Below are 20,276 nucleotides of genomic sequence, written 5' to 3'. Positions count from 1 at the left end.
CGGGCAGGGGCGTCCTGCCACGCATGCCCGCGCTCCGCACGCACTTTCCAACTGTGCGGCGAGTATAGCCCGGTGGCGCGGCACGGTGGCGCCATACCCAGCCGTCACATAAAAATCGCGTTCTCCCTAAATATTTCCGCGCACCGTCCGATAACACAAGTACAACGCACTTCGCTGCCTCCGCTCAAGGCACGTTGCGTTGCCGGTCCCGGTGGCCGGGTTACGCAACACTTCTCGGGAAAAAGGAGTTTTCATGGCACTCAGTATCAATACCAACATTGCGTCGCTGACCGCCCAGCGCAATGTCAATAACAACCAGTCGGCATTGCAGACGTCGCTGTCGCGCCTGTCCTCGGGCCTGCGCATCAACAGCGCCAAGGACGACGCAGCTGGTCTGGCCATTTCCGAACGTTTCGGCACGCAGATCCGCGGCTCCAATGTTGCGGCGCGTAATGCCAACGACGCCATTTCGCTGACGCAGACCGCCGAAGGCGCGCTGGGCGAGATCAGCAACAACCTGCAGCGTATCCGCGAACTGGCTGTCCAGTCGCGTAACGCCACCAACTCGACGGCAGACCGTAAGCTGCTCGACGCGGAAGCACAACAACTGAAATCGGAAATCGACCGGATTTCCAGCACGGCCAACTTCAACGGCGTGAAGCTGCTCGACGGCTCGTTCACCGCCCAGGAGTTCCAGATCGGCGCGAACACGGGCGACCGCATCACCGTGGACAGCATCCTCGATGCCGATTCCACCAGCCTCGGCACCTACGACCGTGCTGACGTGACGGGCGCTGCCGCGACCGCCTTCACCGCCATCACGGCTGGCCATATCCAGATTACCGTGGGCGCCAACACCTACAACGTGGGCGATATCGCCGCTGCCGGCAATGCTACCGAGCGTGCCGACGGCCTGATGAATGCCATCAACGCTATCGCGCAGCAATCGGGCGTGTATGCGGTGAAGGATACGGCCACGACCGTGTCGCTGGTATCGAACGGCGCCTTTACGATCGGCTTCGGCGGCGCGAGCGCCACCACGGCCACCACCGGCCTGACCGCCGGCGCCGCCACTGTGACGTCGCAGACCGGTTTCGCCGCGCTCGACCTGTCGACTGTTGCCGGTGCCGACACGGCCATGAACGCCATGGACGCCGCCCTGTCGGCTGTGAGCGGTGCGCGCGCCAAGATGGGTGCGATCCAGAACCGTTTTGCTTCGGTGATCTCGAATCTGCAGAGCACGTCCGAGAACCTTGAGTCCGCCCGTAGCCGTATCCGCGACGCGGACTTCGCCTCGGAAACGGCCAACCTGACGCGTAACCAGATCCTGCAGCAAGCTGGTACGGCCATGCTGGCGCAAGCCAATTCGATGCCGAACATGGTGCTGTCGCTGCTGGGCCGCTAAGCCTGGCGCATGCGTGGCTGGCGTTTCGCTGGCCGCGTATGTCGATCCGCCTCATGCCGGCGCGGGGGTACGTCCTTCCCGCGCCGGCTTTTTTTGTGTCTGCGCTCAAGTTGTGCCGCTGGCTGCCGTTTCTACTGGTATCGGCCATCCAGGCCGCGCGCGGCACGCCATGAGGCGCCCGCGCCAGACACAGCAGGGTTGCGGACATGTCTACGGTTTCTTCTCCCGGTATTGGATCGAATCTCGACGTGAAATCGATCGTCGAGGGCCTGATGCAGATCGAGCGCAAGTCGCTGGACAGCATCAAGGCGCGCAAGAGCGATTACCAGGCGCGGCTCTCCGGCCTTGGCACACTCAAGAGCGCGCTGGCCTCGTTTCAGACTGTGCTGGGCCAGGTGGCGCAGCCCTCCCGCTTTGGCGGCGTGAAGATCAGCGGTTTCGACAACACGCTGCTGGGCGTGGAAGCCACGGCAGGTGCGGTCGCCGCGCAGTATGCGCTCAATGTGACCAAGCTGGCACAGCCGCAGGTCACGGTCGCGGCCGGCCAGAGCAGCATCTCCGCACCTATCGGCGACGGTAGCCCCACGCGGCTGACCTTTTCCTTCGGTGCCATCACTGGCGGCACGCTGGCGGACGGTGCATACAGTGGTGCCAGCTTCAGCCAGGACCCGACCCGGACGGGCGGCAGCATCGTCATCGATGGCAGCAACAATTCCCTCGCCGGCATCCGCGATGCCATTAATGCCGCCAAGCTCGGGGTGCGCGCCAGCATCGTCAATGACGGGAGCGCGGGTACGCCGTACCGACTGGTCCTGACATCGACCGCGCCAGGCGCGGGCGGCAGCGTACGGATCGACGTCGATGCCGCTGTCGATGGCGGTACTGCCGATGCCGCGTTGACCGGCCTGCTGGCCCACGATCCGGCCGGGGTGCAGAACCTGACGCAACAGTCGGCGGCGCAGAATGCCGAACTGACCATCAACGGCATCGCCGTGACCAGCGCTTCGAATACCGTCAAGGGCGCGCTCGAGGGCGTGACCCTCAACCTGCTCAAGACCGGCTCGACCTCCCTCACTGTTGCGGCTGATCCCGGCGTAGCGAAGCAGGCAGTGAGCGATTTCGTCAAGGCCTACAACGACCTGACGCGAACCCTCAACGCACTGACCGTCAATGATCCCAAGGGCACGACCATTGGCCCGCTGGCCAGCGATGCCAGCGTCACGGTGCTACGCTCGCAGATGTATCGTGCCTTGTCGCAGACCATCGGCGATGGCGAAGTCCAGTCGCTGGCTGATCTCGGCATCCGCACCCAGGCAGATGGCACGCTCTCGCTCGACGACGCCAAGCTCACTGCCAAGATCGCGAGCGCACCCGACGAAGTGATGCGCTTGTTTGCCGAAGTGGGCAAGAGCACAGATAGCCTGGTGAGTGCCAGCACGATCGGCGCCAAGACCCAGGCCGGCACCTATGCAGTGAATGTCACCCAGCTCGCCACGCAGGGCAAGCTCGCCGGCACGGCGCCTGCGCCGCTGACGATCACGGCAGGCGACAACGATGTCTTCACCATTCGCGTCGATGGCGTGAGCGCCGATATTACGCTGCCGCCCGGTACCTACACCAATGCCGGCCTGGTGGCATTGCTGCAGAGCCAGATCAACGGCGCCAAGGCCCTGCGCAGCGCTGGTGCTGCCGTGAGCGTGTCGATGGATGCCAGTGGTGTACTGCAGCTGACGTCCAACCGCTATGGTTCGGCTTCCACGCTCGGCATTACCGAGGCGGGTGCGAATCCACTGTTTGGGGCCGCACCCGTAGCAACGGACGGTGTCGATGCTGCCGGTACGATCAACGGCGAGGCCGCGACCGGCAACGGGCAGACGCTCATCGGCAAATCCGGTTCCGTCGTGGACGGGCTGATCGTGACGGTTCCCGGCGGCAACCTTGGCGATCGTGGCACGGTTACGATCACGCGTGGTTATGCGCCGACGCTCAAGAGCATGATCGACGATCTGCTCTCCAAGGAAGGCATGGTGGCCAGCCGCACTGACGCCGTCAACAACACCATCAAAGGCTACGACCGCGACATCGCCAATGTCGAAGAGCGGCTGGCCCAGCGCGAGGCGCGTTACCTGGCACAGTTCCAGGCGCTCGACTCGCTCATCAGCAATATGAATGCCACCAGCAGCTTTCTCACCCAGCAGCTGGCGGCGCTTGCCAAATCCACCTCGAACAGCTGAGGACTGACATGCTAGCGGCACAACGCGCCATGGGCGCTTACGCAAAAGTTGGACTGGAAACGTCGACCATGGGTGCCAGTCCGCACCAGTTGATCCAGATGTTGTTCGAAGGCGCGCGCTCCGCGCTGGCAATCGCGCGCCGCGGGGTCGAGCGACGTGATCTGGCGGAAAAAGGCCGGGCCATCACACGCGCCATGACCATCGTCGGCGAAGGTTTGCGCGGCAGCCTCGACCTGACACGTGGCGGGGAGATCGCTGCCAATCTCGATGCCTTGTACGCCTATATGGAAGCTGAACTGATTGCTGCCAACCTGCACAACGATACACATCGTATCGACAATGTCGATGGCCTGTTGGCCTCGCTGCAGAGCGCCTGGAGCGAGATTGCCCGCCCGGCAGCAGCGCCATTGGCTACGCCCGCCACATCCGCCATGCCTGCCGTCGCGGGCGCCTGAGAAAAGGGGAATGCATATGGGATCCACTTTTCATCACGACACCATGCTCAGCATGTACGAGCAGATCGCCGTGCATGCCGCGGAAATGGAAGACGCCGCGGACGCCGGGGACTGGGATACGGTTACTGCGCTGGAGCGCGAATGTGCCATCCTGGTGGCGCGGCTGCGCGCCGAAGATACCAGCGTGCCGCTGGAGCCGCGTCAGCGCGAACGCAAGACCCTGCTGCTGACGCAGATCCTGCGCAGCGATGCCTATGTGCGCAGCGTCGCACAGCCAGTTATGGATGCCCTGCAGCACCAGATCGCCGACGCCCGGCGTGGCAGCCAGGCGCATCAGGCATATGGGCGGATGGCGCGCTTCTGAGGATTGCGCGAGAAAGGAGTCCGGTCGTCGGCCGGATTCCCGGGGTGCGAAACCGGCGGTGCAAGGCCGCTGGTTGCCCCGGTCGGGGAGGCGGATCGTACCGCCGGATCAGACCGACATGTTCATGATGTCGTGATAAGCCGAGACCAGCCGGTTGCGCACCTGCACCGTGGTCTGGAAGGCAATGCCACCTTTCTGCATGGCCAGCATGGCTTCGTGCAGTTCCACACCATTTCCCAGTTCAAAATCCACCGCCTGGCGCTCGCCGTGTTTCTGCAGGGCATCGACCTTGTCGAGCGAGGCCTTGAGCATGCTGCCGAAATCGACGCTGACCGGTGCATCGTCGCCGGCGCCCATGGCACGGCGGGCCGCTTGTGAGACGGGCGACGCCGAGGTGGCGCCGGTAGCGTCGCGCGCGGCCTGCAGGGCAGTCGAGAGGGTGGACAGGGCAGTGGTTTCCATCGGTATTCTCCGGGCAAAGCATGGGCACAGTCCGCCCAGTGGTACGCGTGCCGTCAAGGTACCAGCGGGCCGGCGCCCGCATGCCGTCAAATAAGCGCCTAAAAGGTCGTCTTTTCTCCCGATCACCGCTTGCGTGCATCCTGATAATCAGGCACTGGCGGCAAAAGGTACTTTTTTTCCGAGAAGTGTTGCGGCCCATGTGGTCCGGTGGACAGTCGAGCAGCTGTCCGCGCGGCCACCCGGATTGAATGGTAAGGAAACGGGCCGGCGGACGCGGTGGCCCGGTCAGGAGAATGGATTGACGATGGCGCAGACAGCCGAACCGGTGGCGGTTGCCGACAGATGGCGCAACCTCCCCATGCCCGCGGCGTTTTCGAGCATGCGCCCGCGGCTGCTGGTACTGGCGGCGATTGTCGCGGCCGTGGCGATTGCCGTGCTGGTGTCGCTGTATAGCCGCACGCCCGACTATCGCGTGCTCTACAGCAATGTGACCGACCGTGATGGCGGCGCAATCCTCGCTGCCCTGCAGCAGATGAATGTGCCGCACCGCTTTGGCGACGGCGGCAGCGCCATCCTGGTACCGGCCGACCGGGTGCATGACACGCGCCTCAAGTTGGCCGCACAAGGCCTGCCCAAGGGCGGACTGGTGGGGTTCGAACTGATGGAGAACCAGAAGTTCGGCACCAGCCAGTTCGCCGAACAGGTGAACTACCAGCGCGGGCTGGAGGGCGAACTGGCCCGCAGCATCCAGTCGATGTCTGAGGTGCAGGCTGCGCGCGTGCACCTCGCACTGTCGCGCCCCTCGGTATTCGTGCGCGAGCAGCCCAAGCCCAGCGCCTCGGTGGTGCTGACGCTGTATCCGGGGCGTGTGCTCGATCCTTCGCAGGTGCAGGCCATCGGCCATATGGTGGCCAGCAGCGTGCCCAACCTGCCGATCAAGAGTGTCACGGTGGTCGACCAGGCCGGGCGCCTGCTGTCCGCCGTGTTCCAGGAGAAGGCAGGTCTCGACGGCCGTCAACTGGAGTATTCGCGTGAAGTGGAACAGGGTTACATCGACCGCATCCACGCGATTCTCAAGCCCATCGTCGGCGACAACAACGTCCATGCACAGGTGACGGCAGACATCGATCTGGCCGATACCGAGCAGATGGCGGAAAGCTACCGCCCGAACCAGCACGAAAACCAGGCCGCGATCCGCAGCCAGACCATCAGCGAAACGCGCAACGCGAAACCGGACAGTATCGGTGGCGTGCCGGGCGCCCTGTCGAACCAGGCGCCGCCATCGCCACAGGTGCAGGCCACCGCGCCGGCGCCCACCGCACCAGGAGCAGCCGCACCTGCTCCTGGCCAGCCGGGCTCCACGGCGGCGGCGGCCACGGCGCTGGTGAATGGCCAGCGTAGTGGCGAGAGCGCCCGCAAGGATGCCACCACCAACTACGAGGTTGACAAGACGGTGCGCCATACGCGCCAGAACATGGGCGCCGTGCGGCGCCTGTCGGTGGCGGTGGTGGTGAACTACCGCAAGGTGCCGGCTGGCGCGAATGGCGCGATCCAGCAACAGGCCCTCAGCGAAGCGGAAATGGCAAAGCTGACGACACTGGTCAAGGATGCCGTGGGCTTCAATGCTGAACGCGGCGATTCGGTCAATGTCGTCAACAGCCGTTTCAACGAGCCGGAGCCAGAGCCGGTGGAGATCCTGCCGGTGTGGAAGCAGCCGGAGACCATCCAGTACGCCTCGCTGCTTGCCAAGTACGGCGCGCTGGTGCTGGCCGTGCTGGCGGTGATATTCGGCGTCATCCGGCCGCTGATGCGGCGCGCCAACCGCCGTGCGGAAACCGAGCAGCCCGGCCAGCAGATCAACATCCGCGAAGACACGCCGATGCTGCCGGATGAGACCGAACCCGGCGTGACACCGGTGACGCCGATCATCGACGACGAGCGGCATGCGCAGTCTGAAGCGACGCGTGCCGCGTTCGATGCGCAACTCGAGATGGTGCGCAAGGTGGCGCGCGAGAATCCGCGCCTGGTTGCCAATATTGTCCGTGAATGGGTGAATTCCGATGAGCGCTGATGGATTGCAGCGCAGCGCTATCCTGCTGATGACGCTGGGCGAGGACGAGGCGGCACAGGTACTCAAGTACCTGGGGCCGCGCGAAGTGCAGAAGATCGGCGCCACCATGGCTAGCCTGAAGACCGTGACGCGCGAGCAGATGGTCGAGATCATCGACACTTTCTACGTCGAGGCCGATGGCCAGATTGCGCTCGATGTCGATTCCAATGACTACATCCGTGCAGTGTTCCGCAAGGCGCTCGGCGAGGACCGCGCGGCAGGCATTATCGACCGCATCCTCAACGGCGGCGACACCAGCGGCATCGAAGGCCTGAAGTGGATGGACGCCAATTCGGTGACGGAGTTGATCCGCAACGAGCATCCGCAGATCATCGCGACCATCCTGGTGCACCTCGATCGCGACCAGGCATCGGACATCTTGTCCGGCTTCACCGAACGGCTGCGCAATGACGTGATCCTGCGCATCGCGACGCTCGACGGGGTGCAGCCCGCCGCGTTGCGTGAACTCAACGATGTGCTGACCAAGCTACTGTCCGGCAGCGACCATCTCAAGAAGAACGCCATGGGCGGCGTGCGCACGGCGGCAGAGATCCTGAACCACATGAGCAGCGCCTACGAAGGCACAGTGATCGAAGGCGTGCGCGCACGGGACCCTGAGCTCGCCGATGCCATCGTCGATGAGATGTTCGTGTTCGACAATCTGATGGATCTCGACGACCGCAGCCTGCAGACGCTGTTGCGCGAACTTCAGGACGAGATGCTGGTAGTGGCGCTCAAAGGCGCGCGCCAGGAATTCCGCGACCGCGTGTTTGCCAATATGTCCATGCGCGCCGCCGAGGCATTGCGCGAGGAACTGGAGGTGCGCGGCCCGGTGCGGGTCACCGACGTCGAGACGCAGCAAAAGGAAATCCTGCAAATCGCCCGCCGCATGGCAGACGATGGCGAGATCGTGATCGGCCGCAAGGCGGAGGACGCATTTGTCTAAGCCCATCATCCGGCGCGAGGCGCTCACGGCATATCGCCGCTGGGAGCCGTCGGCATTCGGTGCGGCCGTGCCCGAGGCGCAGCCTGCAGCAGCCGTGCCGGATCCCGAGGCTGTACTGGCCGCCGCCGAGGCGCGCGCGCGGGCCCGCGAGGAAGCACGCCAGGCAGCCGAAGATGCTGCCCGTCTGGCAGGCCACGAGGCTGGTTATGCGGCAGGTTACGCCGAAGGGGTGGCCGCAGGCCATGCCGCCGGGGCGGAGCAGGTCGCTGCAGCGAGTGCGGCGCTGCAGGCGCTGGCGGTTGGTTGGCGCGATGCCTTTCAGGCAGTCGATACTGCGATGGCCGACAGCGTCCTCGACCTTGCCCTGCAATTCAGCCAGATGCTGGTGCGGCAAGCGCTCGCCGTGCAGCCCGAACGCCTGCTGCCGGTCGTCGAGGAACTGCTGCGCGAGGCGTCGGAGGCACAGCGTCCGGCCACCTTGCGCCTGCATCCGGACGACGTGGCGCTGGTCCGTGAGCATTTGGGCGGGGATTGCGAACTCGCCGGCTGGACCTTGTTTGCCGATGCCAACGTGACGCGCGGCGGCTGTCTCGTGCAGACGCGTCATGGCGCCATCGATGCCAGGCTGGAAACACGGTGGCAGGAACTGACCCGCGCGCTGGAACGCGCCACACCATGGATGGCGGCATGATGACATCGGCTGCCGCTCCGATCTCGGCGACGGGCATCAACCCTCATGTGCAGGGCTGGCAGGCCCATCTTGCCGCACAGGCGCGCCGTGCCGCCACGGCCCAGCCGGCCGTGGTGTCGGGCCGTCTGACGCGGGTGTCGGGACTCGTCATGGAGGCGGCCGGCCTGCGCCTGCCGCTGGGTAGCGCCTGCCGTGTGCTGGCGCCCGGTGGACGCGAGGTACTGGCGGAGGTCGTGGGTTTCGCGGACGAACGCCTGTTCCTCATGCCGCAGACCGATATGCACGGACTTGTGCCGGGTGCGCGGGTACTGCCGGCGCAGGCACAGCGCGTGCCGCTCGATGCCGACCCAGGCGCCCGCCACGCCAAGTTCCTGCCGGTCGGTCCGCGCCTGCTCGGCCGGGTAGTCGATGCCAATGGTCTGCCGCTAGATGGCAAGGGGCCGCTGGGCACGCCCGAAGCGCTTGACTGGGGCGTACTGACGCCGCCACCCATGAATCCGCTGCAGCGCCAGCCTATCGACACCGTGCTCGATGTCGGGGTGCGCGCCATCAATGGCCTGCTGACCGTCGGCCGGGGCCAGCGCCTGGGCCTGTTCGCCGGTAGCGGCGTCGGCAAGAGCGTGCTGCTGGGCATGATGGCGCGCTACACGCATGCCGATGTGGTGGTGGTCGGCCTGATTGGCGAGCGCGGCCGCGAGGTCAAGGAATTCATCGACCAGATTCTCGGCGAAGCCGGCCTGCGGCGTTCCGCTGTGGTGGCCGCGCCGGCCGATACCTCGCCGCTGATGCGCCTGCAGGGCGCTGCCTATGCCCACAGCATCGCCGAATACTTCCGCGACCAGGGCCTGAATGTGCTGCTGATTGTCGATTCGCTGACACGTTATGCCATGGCCCAGCGCGAGATTGCGCTCGCCATCGGCGAGCCGCCGGCCACCAAGGGCTACCCGCCATCCGCATTTGCCAAGTTGCCGGCATTGGTGGAGCGGGCCGGCAACGGAACGGCCGAAGGTGGTGGCTCGATCACCGCGTTCTACACCGTGCTCACCGAGGGCGATGACCAGCAGGATCCAATCGCCGATGCCGCGCGCGCCATTCTCGATGGCCATATCGTGCTGTCGCGCGCGCTGGCGGAGCAAGGGCATTACCCGGCCATCGACATCGAGGCCTCGATCAGCCGCGTGATGTCGGCCGTCGTACCGCAAGACACGCTCGAGCAGGCGCGCCGCTTCAAACAGCTGTATGCGCGCTACCAGCATAACCGCGACCTGATTGCGGTGGGCGCCTATGCGCGCGGCAGCGATCCGCTGACCGACGCAGCGATTGCCCGCTATCCGCTGATCGAAGCCTTTCTGCAGCAGGGCATGTTCGAAGCCGAGGCGCGTGCCGAGAGCCTGATCCGCCTGGCGGCGGTGCTCGACAGTTGAGGACCGTCATGATTCACGCACCGTTTTTCCCACAGCCCTTCCCACGGACCTTCCGCAAGGAGCCCGCATGACCCAGTCCAAACGCGCTTTCCGGCTCGAAACCGTGCTGCAGCTTGCCCGTGAGAAGACGGAGCAGGCGTCGCGCGAAGTTGGTCGCCTGCAGCATCATCGCGAAGCGGCCGACCAGCAGCTTGCGACATTGGCCAATTACCGCAACAACTACCGCGCGCAATTGCAGGCAACTGGCGGTGCGGGTGTGGATGTGGCGCGCTTGCGCAACCACGCCGCCTTCATCGACCGGCTCGGGTTGGCCGAGCAACAGCAGCGCGGCACCGTGCAGGCGCTCGAGCGCAGGCTGGCCGATACGCGCGCCGCGTGGCTTGAGCGCCAGCGTTACGAGCAGTCGCTCGATGTGCTCAAGGCGCGCCATCATGCGGCGCAACGCATGGAACAGCAGCGCCGCGAGCAGCGCGAAAACGACGAACACGCCATGAAGCTGCATCGCGCAGCACATGCCAATGACAGTAGCAAGGCGGCCACGGCCGCGTCTTCTACCACCTCTTTCGAAGCCGACCATTGAGTATGCAGACCTCAGCAGCGCCCTTGTCATCTGTTCTTCCATCGCCTGCCCCAGCGCGCGGCAAGCCAGCGAACGCTGCCGCGTCGCAGGCCGATGCGGCAGAGGCCAGGCAGCCTGGTGCTGCCTTCAACACGCAGCTCGAGCAGGCGCAGACACGTCGCGATACCGGGCCCACCGATGCGGCGGGCGCCGCAGATAACGCGCCGTCGCACGTGGGGGCGAACGCCACCGAGCCATGGCAGGCCGGTACCACGGACGGGGCCACCGGCGAAGCGGTGGTCGATGCCGAAGCGCCGGTATCTGGCGTTCCCGGCACGCCTGGCGAGCCGCAAGCGATCATTATCGATCCTGCATGGATGACGCAACCCACGGCCATGCCGGCGGCGAACACGTCCGCCGTGATGGGCGACACCTCCGCCTCAAGCGATGCACCCGCAGCTGTAACGGTGACCGATCATGCAGCGTACTCGCAAGGCACAGGCAGCGACGCATCCGCATGGCTGGACACGTTGGAGCAGGCGCGCCGCGTGGCAGCCGGCTTGCCTGCCGGAGTGGGCGAGTTTGCTAGCGACGCAAGGGCGGCTGCAGCGGCCAATCCGGCAACTCCAGTCGATGTCAGCATACCGGGGGCACAAGGAGCCACGGCTGGCCAGGCCGTGCAGCGGGCGGCTACGGGCAGGACACGCGGGACCACGATGCCTGAGGCTACACAGGATGTCGCCGAGCAAGCCGGGGCGGATATTTCGTTTCTCGATCGCCTGGCCGGCGTAGCCAAGCAGCCAGCGACGGCAGGTCATCCTGCCGGCCGCCCGGCACCTGCCACGATGGCACTGCAGGATTTGCCAGACGCCATCCGCACGGCTCCCACCCTACAGGGCGATGCCGTACCCGCGTTGGCTGAAACCGTGCGCGGCGCCACTGCGGTGACCGGTGACGCAGCAGGCAATGTCCCGGGGACCACCGCCTTGCCCATGATGTCCGGGCTCACGGGAGCAGTCGGATCCGCCGCTGCCACTCCAGCAGCGCCATCTGGCGCCATGCAGCATCCCGGTACGGTCCAGATTCTCGACGAGGCTGCCTTGCCTTATCAGTTGCACCACCACCTGCGCTGGATGCAGACGCGCGGACAGGGGATGGCCGAACTGCAACTCAATCCGGCGGAACTTGGCCCGGTACATGTGACCGTCAAGATGGAAGAGCGCCGGGTGGAAGCCAGCTTCCTGTGCGCCCAGCCGATGACGCGCGATCTCATCGAAGCCGCCATGCCGCGCCTGCGCGAGGCAATGGAGAGCGCGGGCATGGAGTTGGCAGGCGGGTTTGTGGGGACGGGCGAGTTTGGTCAGACCTCCGACCCGGCGGGGTCAGAGGCAGGGCGCACGTCATCGCGCTCCACCGCACATGCCGAGGGGCCAGGGTCGCCCATCGGGGGCACGGATACTCAATTGGCGCGCGTTTCCTCGTATGAGGGGCTGGTCGACACGTTCGCTTGAAACACAAGCTTCCTGGTGACCCGGGAGCGTCCCGACGTTTTGGGGAACCTACGCGGTTGTGGCACCGGCTGAGCATCGTGCGGTGAAGTATGGCTGGCCGATTGTTGCGGCGTGCACGATAACTTGCCTGGCGAAGCGGTCAGGTTGGTCAAGTTTGCGAGCAGATTGGCTCGATATGTTTCATCCAGATGAAGGCTATCGTTGCCGATCTCAGCACGTAGCCCGTCTGGCGTGAGCGTAATGCGCACTCGTGTGCCGGGGCTGAGTCCATACGCAGGCGTCGCGGGCGGGTTGGAGATTGAGCGCGAAGGTGTCTGGGCCGAATTGCGGACCGGGGATTTGAGCGGTGTGCAACGATCCCACAAAGCAGGGGAAAGACTGATCGTTGTCTTGCCGCTGCTCGGTGGACTGGTGCGCTTCAGCAGTTCCAGCAGTTCGTGAATATCGTGCAACTCCTCCAGGAAGGCGCGCTCCACGTCATGGTGTGCCGGTACGAGATCGAGCGGCGTTTGTCCCTGGAGATTACGGATGGCGATTGCCTCGGGTGGCAGACGGTTGGCCAGCGTGGCAAGGAGAGTCTTGCGTCGGTTCTTGGCAAAATAATGCAATGCTGTGTTTCCGAAACGATCCTGTTTGCATAGTTTTGTCGACGGGACGCTCGTCAGTATCTCGTCCAATAACGCGCGCGTCCGCACGCAATACGCGGGACTCGCCGCATCCGGGAGCAATTGCTCTTTTTCTTTCGTGGTGAAAAGGTATTCGGGCTTGCGCCCGAAGGCGCGTAAATCCTGGGAAGAGTATTGCGTGTTCATTCGAATATCCGGGAAAAGGGCGCGACATCCCCTAGGGTTCGCACTCCAGGTTTGCGCCGCTTCGCATGCTAGAGATTTCCGCTGGCGAGATTTACAACTTTTATCAATTCCAGGGAAACAAAAGGGTTACCGGAGCAGAGAGAGCAATTGCCCGCTGGTTACCGACCACCATGCCAGCGGGGAAGAGAGGACAGGTGAAGGGTGAAGCGCAGCGATTCCCCTTCTTGGCTGACCGGTGGTGGCAATCGTTACGGCCGACCATTTGCAATGGGCGATGCAGGCACTGACGTCGAGGCGGAGTGCTGAGGCGTCTCCTGACCCGCAGTTTTCTGCGCCGCCTGATGCACCGTCATCTGCGGGAACGGCATCTCGATTCCGGATTCATCGAACCGCTGCTTGAGCAGCAGATTGAACGCGCGTGTAATAGTGAAAGTAGCGCTGGCCTGCGTCTTGAGTCGCGCGAGGATCACGATACCGCTTGCTTCGAAGCGGTCGAGGCCCAGCACTTCGATGGGTTCCAGGATGGCGAGCTGATAGCGGTAGTCGGCCTGCATCTGGGCACCAACCTGACGGATGGCGTCGATGGCCTGGTCGATATTGGTGTCATAGGCCACGCTGACGTTGAACACGGCGTAGCCGTAGCCGCGCGACATGTTCTTGATGGTCTTGATGGCGCTGAACGGAATCACGTGCGTGGCACCGGACAGGTCCCGCAGGCGCACGGTGCGGATGGTCAGGGCCTCGACGGTGCCGGCGTGGGAGCCGACGTCGATGCTGTCGCCGACGGCGATGGAATCCTCGATGATGATGAACAGGCCGGTGATCAGGTCCTGTACCAGGGTTTGCGCGCCAAAGCCGATGGCGAGGCCGATCACGCCGGCGCCAGCCAGTAGCGGTGTCACGTTGACGCCGAGGTTGGCGAGCGTGACGATGGCCGCGATCACCACGATGGTGATGAATGCCGCGTTGCGGACCAGCGGCAGGATGGTGCGCGCGCGCACGCTCGGTGCGCGGCCCCGGCTGCTGTGCGAAGTAAGCGCTTCGGTGATGGCGGTGTCCATGATGAGCCACACCAGCCAGGCCAGGAAGACGGTGGCGATAATCGAGGTCAGCGCGGTCCCGATCTCGCGGCCGTACACGGTTTCTCCCATCAGGCGCACGAGCGATGTGTCCCACACGCGTGCGCACAGTTCCAGGAAGATGAGCCACACGACCAACCGGACCACGGCACGCAGAAAGCGCAGGAAGCGTGCGACATACGGTGAGCGTCGCCGCCGGATGCCGGCGTGGTGCGGCAGGCGCGCGGCGCGGCCGACCAGGGATGACGCGAGCATGGCGAGGATGAAGAGCGCGACCGACGACACCGTGCGCTGCAGGAAGATTTCTGCATTGCCTGTCGCTACGAGCGTGGCCACCACCGAGGTCAGCACGATGGCGAGGATCGGCAGGTACCAGTAGCGCGCCACGAGCTGTACCGTGTCGTACGAGGTGCGATGGCTCAGGCGGTATTCCGCCGGACGGTTGACGATGAGGTGGCCGATGGCGCGGCGGTAACGCACCGACATCCAGGCGATCAGCAGGGCAGCTGCAATGTTTGCGCCGGTGGATGCGAGCGTGGCGACGCTGAAGCCAAGCGCGGCGACCACGCGGCTGTCGCCCGTGCCGTCGCCGAGCACCACCAGTGCGCCGACGATGGCCAGCGGGATGCGCGTGCGCTGCTTGAGGATGTCGGCGGCTGCGCGGCGGTGACCCGTGGCCAGGACGCTGAACAGCACGGTGCTGGCAAGATAGAAGAACACGCCGGCGAGCACGGCAGAGGCCAACAGCATGGCCAGCACGCTCGGCGGCGAGCGACCCACGACACGCGTATACAGCACGGTGACGACCAGGCCGATGGCCCATGGTCCGAGCATGCGTGCGGCATACAGCAGCACCGCACGTGTCGAGGGATCGGCCCCGAGGCCCAGGCTGATGCCGCGCCGCAGGGCCAGCGTCCGGCCCAAGACCGCCAAGCCGATGGCCGGCAACAGCCAGAGCGTGACTACACCCAGGAACTCGCGGATCGCTGGCCAGGCCGAAGTGCTGCCGGCCGGCCGCAGGATGGCGGGCAGCTGTTCGCCTGCCCGGACAAAGCGCTCATGCCAGTAACGCAACGGGATCTGCTCGCGCCGCAGTTGCGTATCGGCCTGCTCGATGGCGTTGGACAGCACGCCGATCAGGCCGCGCCGCTCCTTTTCGGCCGCCGCGGCTTCGCTGGCGGCAAGCGGCGTCACGCCATCGCGCAGGCGATGCAGTTCCAGCAGCAGCGCGGTACGTTGGGTATCGTTTTCCAGTGTCGAGATGACCTGGTCGATGGACTGCAGCAAGGGTGCGGCAGCGACTTCGCTGGCGGCGGCTTCGGAGGCGGCTGGCGTGGTGGCGGATGTCGCTGAAGAAGGGAGTCCGGCTGGGGCAGCGTACGTGCTCGCGATGCCCATGCCGATGGCGAGCATCGCGCACACGCATAGGCTGACCAGCAGGGTGGGGCGTGCGTATTGCCGGCACATTGTCCCGCATGCGGGACGAATGTTTCCGGTAGACGAATGGAATGAGCGGCGGAATAACTGATCGAAGAGCGACTGGAGCAGAAGCGGGAGCAAAGGGCGCGATGACATGCTGAGGCCTCAGGTCTGCGCCATGCGGCGGCGTGCGCGCTGCGCTGCGCTGTTGGTCAGCGACCAGCGCAGCATGCCAGCCACGGCGGGCATCCCCAGCGCTCGCCAGCGCAGACGCGCGGTATCGAGGCCGAGCATGGCGCTGGCCCAGGGCGGCAGCAGTTGCGTGCCGGCTGCGGTGAGGATGCGGATGGCCGGCAGGGCGGCAAGATGGCCGGACGATAGGTTGAGCAGCCGCTGCGCCACGTCATGGGCGCGTGCATCGGCGATCAGCTCGGGACGCATGCGCTCGATGTAGCCGGCCACTTCCTGGCGCGAACGCGGAATGGCGATGGCGCCAAGTGCAGCGGCGACATGGGCGGTTTCGGCGTAGTACTGGTCCTGTTCAGCCGCCGACAGGGACGGGTTCACGTGACGCAGGTAGGCTGCCATGAAGCTGGAGACCTCGGCGACATGCACCCAGGTCAGCAGATGGGGGTCGTCGGCCCGATATGGCCGGCCATCGGGGGCGATGCCCTGGATGCCTGCGTGAATCTGTCGCACCCGGGCGATCAGGCGTTCGGCATCGGCCCGGCAGCCATAGGTGGTACCGGCGATGAACTGGGCGGTACGGCCGAGCCGGCCCTGCATGTCGGTACGGAACGACGAATGATCCCAGACACCAGCGAGCGCGAGCGGGTGGAGGGCCTGCAGCAGCAGGGCGCTCACGCCGCCGGCCAGCATGGCCGGAAAATCGGCATGCACGCGCCAGCAGACGGCGTGCGGGCCGAACAGGCCGGGGTCGCCAGGCGGATTGTCGAGGTCCAGGACGATGCCTGAGCTGGTGCCGCGCGTCATTCCGCGGACATGGTCGGCAATGCGCACGCGCAGGTGCGCGAGAGGGGGCAGGCGCGTGATCACGGGTTTCGTTCTTGGTGCATCCGGCGTTCCTGCATCATACTGTGTTTTGTGCGGCGGGCCCCGCCTGGCGAGCCCGGCTGATACGCAAAATGCCGCACCCACTGACGCTGTTTTTATCACATTGGATGTTGCATACTCCATGCGTGCGGCGCAGCATGGCAGACAGCAGACAGACGCCGCGGATACTCCGGCGTCCCCGTGACTGCCGACTGGATGGATCATGCTAAGTCTGAGCGCACTGGATCTCGCACGAGTCCAATTTGCCTTCACGGTCTCCTTCCACATCATCTTCCCCGCGTTGACGATCGGGCTGGCCAGCTATCTTGCCGTGCTCGAAGGCTCCTGGCTGGTCACGCGGCGCGAGGTGTACCGGGACCTCTACCACTTCTGGCTCAAGGTGTTCGCCGTGGCATTCGGCATGGGCGTGGTGTCGGGGCTGGTGATGGCTTATCAGTTCGGCACCAACTGGAGTGAATTCTCGCGCTTTGCCGGCGGGGTCACCGGGCCGCTGCTGGCCTACGAGGTCCTGACGGCCTTCTTCCTGGAGGCCGGCTTCCTGGGGGTGATGCTGTTCGGCTGGAGCCGGGTCGGGCCGGGACTGCATTTCGGCGCCACAGTGGCCGTGGCGGTCGGCACGCTGATTTCCGCGACCTGGATCCTGGCGTCCAACAGCTGGATGCAGACGCCGCAAGGCCACGAGATCATCGATGGCCGCATCGTCCCGGTCGACTGGTTCAAGGTCATCTTCAATCCCTCGTTCCCGTATCGCCTGGTGCACATGGTCGTGGCCGCTTTCCTGGCGACCGCGCTAATGGTGGGGGCGTCGGCCGCCTGGCACCTGCTGCGCGGCAATGACCGGCCGGCGGTGCGCAAGATGCTGTCGATGGCCATGTGGATGATCCTGTGTACCGCGCCGATCCAGATGCTGATCGGCGACATGCATGGCCTCAACACGCTCAAGCACCAGCCCGCCAAGATCGCAGCGATGGAAGGACACTGGGAGAACAAGCCGGGCGAAGGCGTGCCCCTGCTGCTGTTTGGCCTGCCGAACATGGAAGCGGAGCGCACCGACTATGCCGTGGGCATTCCCAAGCTGGGCAGCCTGATCCTGACGCATTCGCTGGACGGGCAGTTCCCCGGCCTGAAGGAGTTTCCGAAAGAAGACCGCCCCAATGCGGCCATCGTCTTCTGGTCGTTCCGCGTGATGGTCGGGCTGGGTGTCCTGATGATCCTGCTGGGGCTATGGTCGCTGTTGTTGCGGCGGCGCGCGCATATCTTCGAATCGCGCTTTTTCCTGCGCTGTGCGCTGTGGATGGGGCCGTCCGGGCTGATCGCGATCCTGGCCGGGTGGTTTACCACCGAGATCGGCCGGCAGCCATGGGTGGTCTACGGTGTCATGCGGACCTCGGAAGGTGTCTCGGCGCACGATGCCTCGCAGGTCGGGCTGACACTGGCGATTTTCGTGGTGGTGTATTTCGTGGTGTTCGGCGCTGGCACGCTGTACGGACTGCGTCTGCTCAGGAAAGGGCCGCAGAGTTCTGCGGCGCTCGATGAACCGCAGGGTGGGCCGGGCCAGATGCGCCAGCCGATGCGCCCGATCTCGGCCGCCTCGGACGGCTCTGACGAGGCGCTCGACAGCGCCCCCGGCCAGCGTGCCGACAACCACGCCAAGGGGGTTTGAATGGGCATCGATCTTCCGCTGCTGTGGGCCGTCATCATCCTGTTCGGCGTGATGATGTACGTCATCATGGATGGCTTTGACCTGGGCATTGGCATCCTGTTTCCCTTCTTCAAGGATGAGCATGACCGCGATGTCATGATGAACACCGTCGCGCCGGTCTGGGACGGCAACGAGACCTGGCTGGTACTGGGCGGGGCCGGGCTGCTGGCCGCGTTTCCGCTGGCGTACTCGGTGGTGCTGAGCGCGCTCTATCTGCCGCTGATCCTGATGCTGATCGGCCTGATCTTCCGTGGCGTGGCCTTTGAATTCCGCTTCAAGGCCACCCCGGAACGGCGCCACATCTGGGACAAGGCATTCATCGGCGGCTCGCTGCTGGCGACGTTCTGCCAGGGCGTGACGCTTGGCGCATATATCGAAGGACTGCCGGTGCTGAATGGCCGCTACGCTGGCGGCGCGTTTGACTGGCTGCACCCGTTCGCACTGTTCTGTGGGCTGGGGCTGATTGCCGGATACGCACTGCTCGGCAGTACCTGGCTGATTATGAAGACCGAAGGCGAGTTACAGACGCGGATGCGGAAAATTGCCATCCGCCTGGCGTGGGTGTTGCTGGGCGTGATTGTGGTGGTCAGCATCTGGACACCGCTGGCGCATGCCAATATCGCGGCCCGCTGGTTCTCCTTCCCGAACATTCTGTGGTTTGCGCCGGTACCGGTCCTGGTAGCGGTGACCATGGCGCTGCTGCTGCGCACCCTGGCGCGTGGCGCTGGCGATGCCGTGCCGTTCGTGTTGACGCTGGCGATGATCTTCCTGGCCTACAGCGGGTTGGGTATCAGCGTGTGGCCGAACGTGATCCCGCCGGACATTTCCATCTGGGCGGCAGCCGGACCGCCGCAGAGCCTCGGTTTTGCCTTGGTCGGCGCGCTGCTGATCGTGCCAGTGATCCTCATGTACACCGCATGGGGCTATTGGGTGTTTCGCGGCAAGGTGCGGCACGGCGAGGGGTACCACTGATGCAGAGCGACGACGCCCCGCCGCGCAGCCGGCTTTGGCTGCGCCGGATCGGTTGGCTGGTGGTGTTCTGGGCGCTCGGCGTGGTGGCCGTGGGCATGACGGCCTATGTCCTCAAGTTCTTCATGCGCATGGCGGGGCTGAGCACCTGAGCATTGCGACATGATGCCCCCTGCGCCAGCCAACGCTCGCCTGCCCGCCGTGCATCTCTCCCCATACCTTCAATAGTCGCCATCCGCTGCCGAACGGGTCTGGCGGAAACGTGCCGCGACTGCCTCCGCGCCGCGTGCCAGCAATTGCATGTCCATGGCGACGGCGACGAAAAGCGCGCCCAGGTCCAGGCATTCGCGGGCGCGCGTCTCGTCCGTGGTGAGGATGCCCGGCGCCTTGCCGCAGGCGCGGATCCGGCGGATGGCATCATCGATGGCGGCGCGTACCTCGGGATGGCGCAGGTTGCCGACATGGCCCAGGCTGGCCGACAAGTCCGCCGGGCCGATGAACACCCCATCCACGCCATCCACGCTGGCGATGGCTTCCAGCTGGTCGAGCGCGGTGCGCGATTCCACCTGCACCAGCAGGCACAATTCCTCTTCGCAGCGCTGCGCGTAGTCGGCAATGCGCCCGAAATTCGAGGCGCGCACGGAACCGCCGACACCGCGGATGCCGCGCGGCGCGTAACGCATGGCGGCAACGGCAGCGCGGGCTTCGTCGGCGTTCTGCACGAACGGCACCAGCAGGGTTTGCGCGCCAATATCGAGATAGCGCTTGATCATCACTGGATCGTTCCACGCCGGGCGTACCACCGGCGCGGTGCGATGCAGGGGAACCAGCGGCGTAGCGGCGGCCACTGCCTGCAATTGTTGAACCATCTGCGGCACATCGCTGGGCGTGTGCTCGGTGTCGAGCAGCACCCAGTCATAACCTGCGCCGGCAATGATCTCGGCGACATAGGCATGCGGCAGCGTGGACCAGATGCCGATTTGCGGCGTACCGGCGGCCAGCGCGCGCTTGAAGTGGTTCGGGGCGATTTCCATGAGCGAATCCGGTGAAGTCAACGTCG

General features: G+C 65.1%; 18 protein-coding genes. 13 read left to right on the top strand and 5 right to left on the bottom strand.

Annotated features, from left to right (window positions below):
• Positions 1-253 precede the first annotated feature (253 nt).
• From ACQ3C8_RS15570 to ACQ3C8_RS15555, 4 genes are all read left to right on the top strand, one after another.
• Positions 254-1,405 (top strand): flagellin, encoded by a 1,152-nt coding sequence (locus ACQ3C8_RS15570; protein WP_009522186.1) that lies wholly within the window; start codon positions 254-256, stop codon positions 1,403-1,405.
• Between the two features lie 206 nt (positions 1,406-1,611).
• Positions 1,612-3,639, top strand: coding sequence for a flagellar filament capping protein FliD (gene fliD, locus ACQ3C8_RS15565; RefSeq protein WP_428853265.1), 2,028 nt, complete (start codon positions 1,612-1,614; stop codon positions 3,637-3,639).
• 8 nt (positions 3,640-3,647) lie between these two features.
• The gene (gene fliS, locus ACQ3C8_RS15560; RefSeq protein ID WP_428853264.1) at positions 3,648-4,094 is read left to right on the top strand and encodes a flagellar export chaperone FliS; all 447 of its coding nucleotides are present in this window, start codon (positions 3,648-3,650) and stop codon (positions 4,092-4,094) included.
• 16 nt (positions 4,095-4,110) lie between these two features.
• Entirely contained in the window at positions 4,111-4,458 is a 348-nt protein-coding gene (locus ACQ3C8_RS15555) for a flagellar protein FliT (RefSeq protein WP_428853263.1), read from the top strand.
• A gap of 108 nt (positions 4,459-4,566) precedes the next feature.
• Here ACQ3C8_RS15555 and fliE read toward each other — a convergent pair whose 3' ends face one another.
• Positions 4,567-4,920 carry a flagellar hook-basal body complex protein FliE gene (gene fliE / locus ACQ3C8_RS15550; protein ID WP_428853262.1) on the bottom strand — a complete coding sequence of 118 codons (354 nt, stop codon included), beginning with the start codon at positions 4,918-4,920 and terminating at the stop codon, positions 4,567-4,569.
• 304 nt (positions 4,921-5,224) lie between these two features.
• On the opposite strand from fliE, the gene fliF reads away from it, so the two are divergent.
• From fliF to ACQ3C8_RS15520, 6 genes are all read left to right on the top strand, one after another.
• Positions 5,225-6,991 carry a flagellar basal-body MS-ring/collar protein FliF gene (fliF, locus tag ACQ3C8_RS15545; protein WP_428853261.1) on the top strand — a complete coding sequence of 589 codons (1,767 nt, stop codon included), beginning with the start codon at positions 5,225-5,227 and terminating at the stop codon, positions 6,989-6,991.
• Complete coding sequence (fliG, locus tag ACQ3C8_RS15540) at positions 6,981-7,976, top strand: flagellar motor switch protein FliG (RefSeq protein ID WP_009522192.1); 996 nt, start codon at positions 6,981-6,983, stop codon at positions 7,974-7,976. Before fliF ends, fliG begins: the two co-directional genes overlap by 11 nt.
• A complete protein-coding gene (locus ACQ3C8_RS15535; protein WP_428853260.1) occupies positions 7,969-8,667 on the top strand; it encodes a FliH/SctL family protein in 699 nt (232 codons plus the stop codon). The genes fliG and ACQ3C8_RS15535 overlap by 8 nt, the downstream gene beginning before the upstream one ends.
• Positions 8,664-10,091 carry a flagellar protein export ATPase FliI gene (fliI, locus tag ACQ3C8_RS15530; RefSeq protein WP_428853259.1) on the top strand — a complete coding sequence of 476 codons (1,428 nt, stop codon included), beginning with the start codon at positions 8,664-8,666 and terminating at the stop codon, positions 10,089-10,091. Before ACQ3C8_RS15535 ends, fliI begins: the two co-directional genes overlap by 4 nt.
• Before the next feature lie 67 nt (positions 10,092-10,158).
• Positions 10,159-10,671 carry a flagellar export protein FliJ gene (gene fliJ / locus ACQ3C8_RS15525; RefSeq protein WP_428853258.1) on the top strand — a complete coding sequence of 171 codons (513 nt, stop codon included), beginning with the start codon at positions 10,159-10,161 and terminating at the stop codon, positions 10,669-10,671.
• Between the two features lie 23 nt (positions 10,672-10,694).
• Positions 10,695-12,161, top strand: a complete 1,467-nt coding sequence (locus tag ACQ3C8_RS15520; RefSeq protein ID WP_428853257.1) for a flagellar hook-length control protein FliK — start codon at positions 10,695-10,697, stop codon at positions 12,159-12,161.
• On the opposite strand, the gene ACQ3C8_RS15515 is transcribed toward ACQ3C8_RS15520, so the two are convergent.
• From ACQ3C8_RS15515 to ACQ3C8_RS15505, 3 genes are all read right to left on the bottom strand, one after another.
• Positions 12,110-12,973, bottom strand: coding sequence for a hypothetical protein (locus ACQ3C8_RS15515; RefSeq protein ID WP_428853256.1), 864 nt, complete (start codon positions 12,971-12,973; stop codon positions 12,110-12,112). The two genes, ACQ3C8_RS15520 and ACQ3C8_RS15515, sit on opposite strands and share 52 nt — an antisense overlap.
• A gap of 248 nt (positions 12,974-13,221) precedes the next feature.
• Positions 13,222-15,519, bottom strand: coding sequence for a mechanosensitive ion channel family protein (locus ACQ3C8_RS15510; protein ID WP_428853255.1), 2,298 nt, complete (start codon positions 15,517-15,519; stop codon positions 13,222-13,224).
• Positions 15,520-15,636: 117 nt separating this feature from the next.
• A complete protein-coding gene (locus ACQ3C8_RS15505; RefSeq protein ID WP_428853254.1) occupies positions 15,637-16,668 on the bottom strand; it encodes an oxygenase MpaB family protein in 1,032 nt (343 codons plus the stop codon).
• Positions 16,669-16,747: 79 nt separating this feature from the next.
• Between ACQ3C8_RS15505 and ACQ3C8_RS15500 the strand changes: the two genes are divergently transcribed.
• The 3 genes from ACQ3C8_RS15500 to ACQ3C8_RS15490 are packed head-to-tail and all read left to right on the top strand — an operon-like array spanning position 16,748 to position 19,368.
• On the top strand, positions 16,748-18,208 hold the full coding sequence (locus ACQ3C8_RS15500) for a cytochrome ubiquinol oxidase subunit I (protein WP_428853253.1): 1,461 nt from the start codon (positions 16,748-16,750) through the stop codon (positions 18,206-18,208).
• On the top strand, positions 18,209-19,219 hold the full coding sequence (gene cydB / locus ACQ3C8_RS15495) for a cytochrome d ubiquinol oxidase subunit II (protein WP_009522201.1): 1,011 nt from the start codon (positions 18,209-18,211) through the stop codon (positions 19,217-19,219).
• The gene (locus ACQ3C8_RS15490; RefSeq protein WP_428853252.1) at positions 19,219-19,368 is read left to right on the top strand and encodes a DUF2474 domain-containing protein; all 150 of its coding nucleotides are present in this window, start codon (positions 19,219-19,221) and stop codon (positions 19,366-19,368) included. The genes cydB and ACQ3C8_RS15490 overlap by 1 nt, the downstream gene beginning before the upstream one ends.
• Before the next feature lie 69 nt (positions 19,369-19,437).
• On the opposite strand, the gene ACQ3C8_RS15485 is transcribed toward ACQ3C8_RS15490, so the two are convergent.
• Positions 19,438-20,250: an aldolase/citrate lyase family protein gene (locus tag ACQ3C8_RS15485; RefSeq protein WP_009522203.1), complete on the bottom strand. Its 813-nt coding sequence runs from the start codon at positions 20,248-20,250 to the stop codon at positions 19,438-19,440.
• Positions 20,251-20,276 lie beyond the last annotated feature (26 nt).

Source organism: Imbroritus primus (assembly GCF_964332355.1).
Classification (GTDB): domain Bacteria; phylum Pseudomonadota; class Gammaproteobacteria; order Burkholderiales; family Burkholderiaceae; genus Imbroritus; species Imbroritus primus.
Note: the sequence above shows the minus strand (reverse complement) of the source record. Positions and strands in the feature narration are given on the sequence as shown.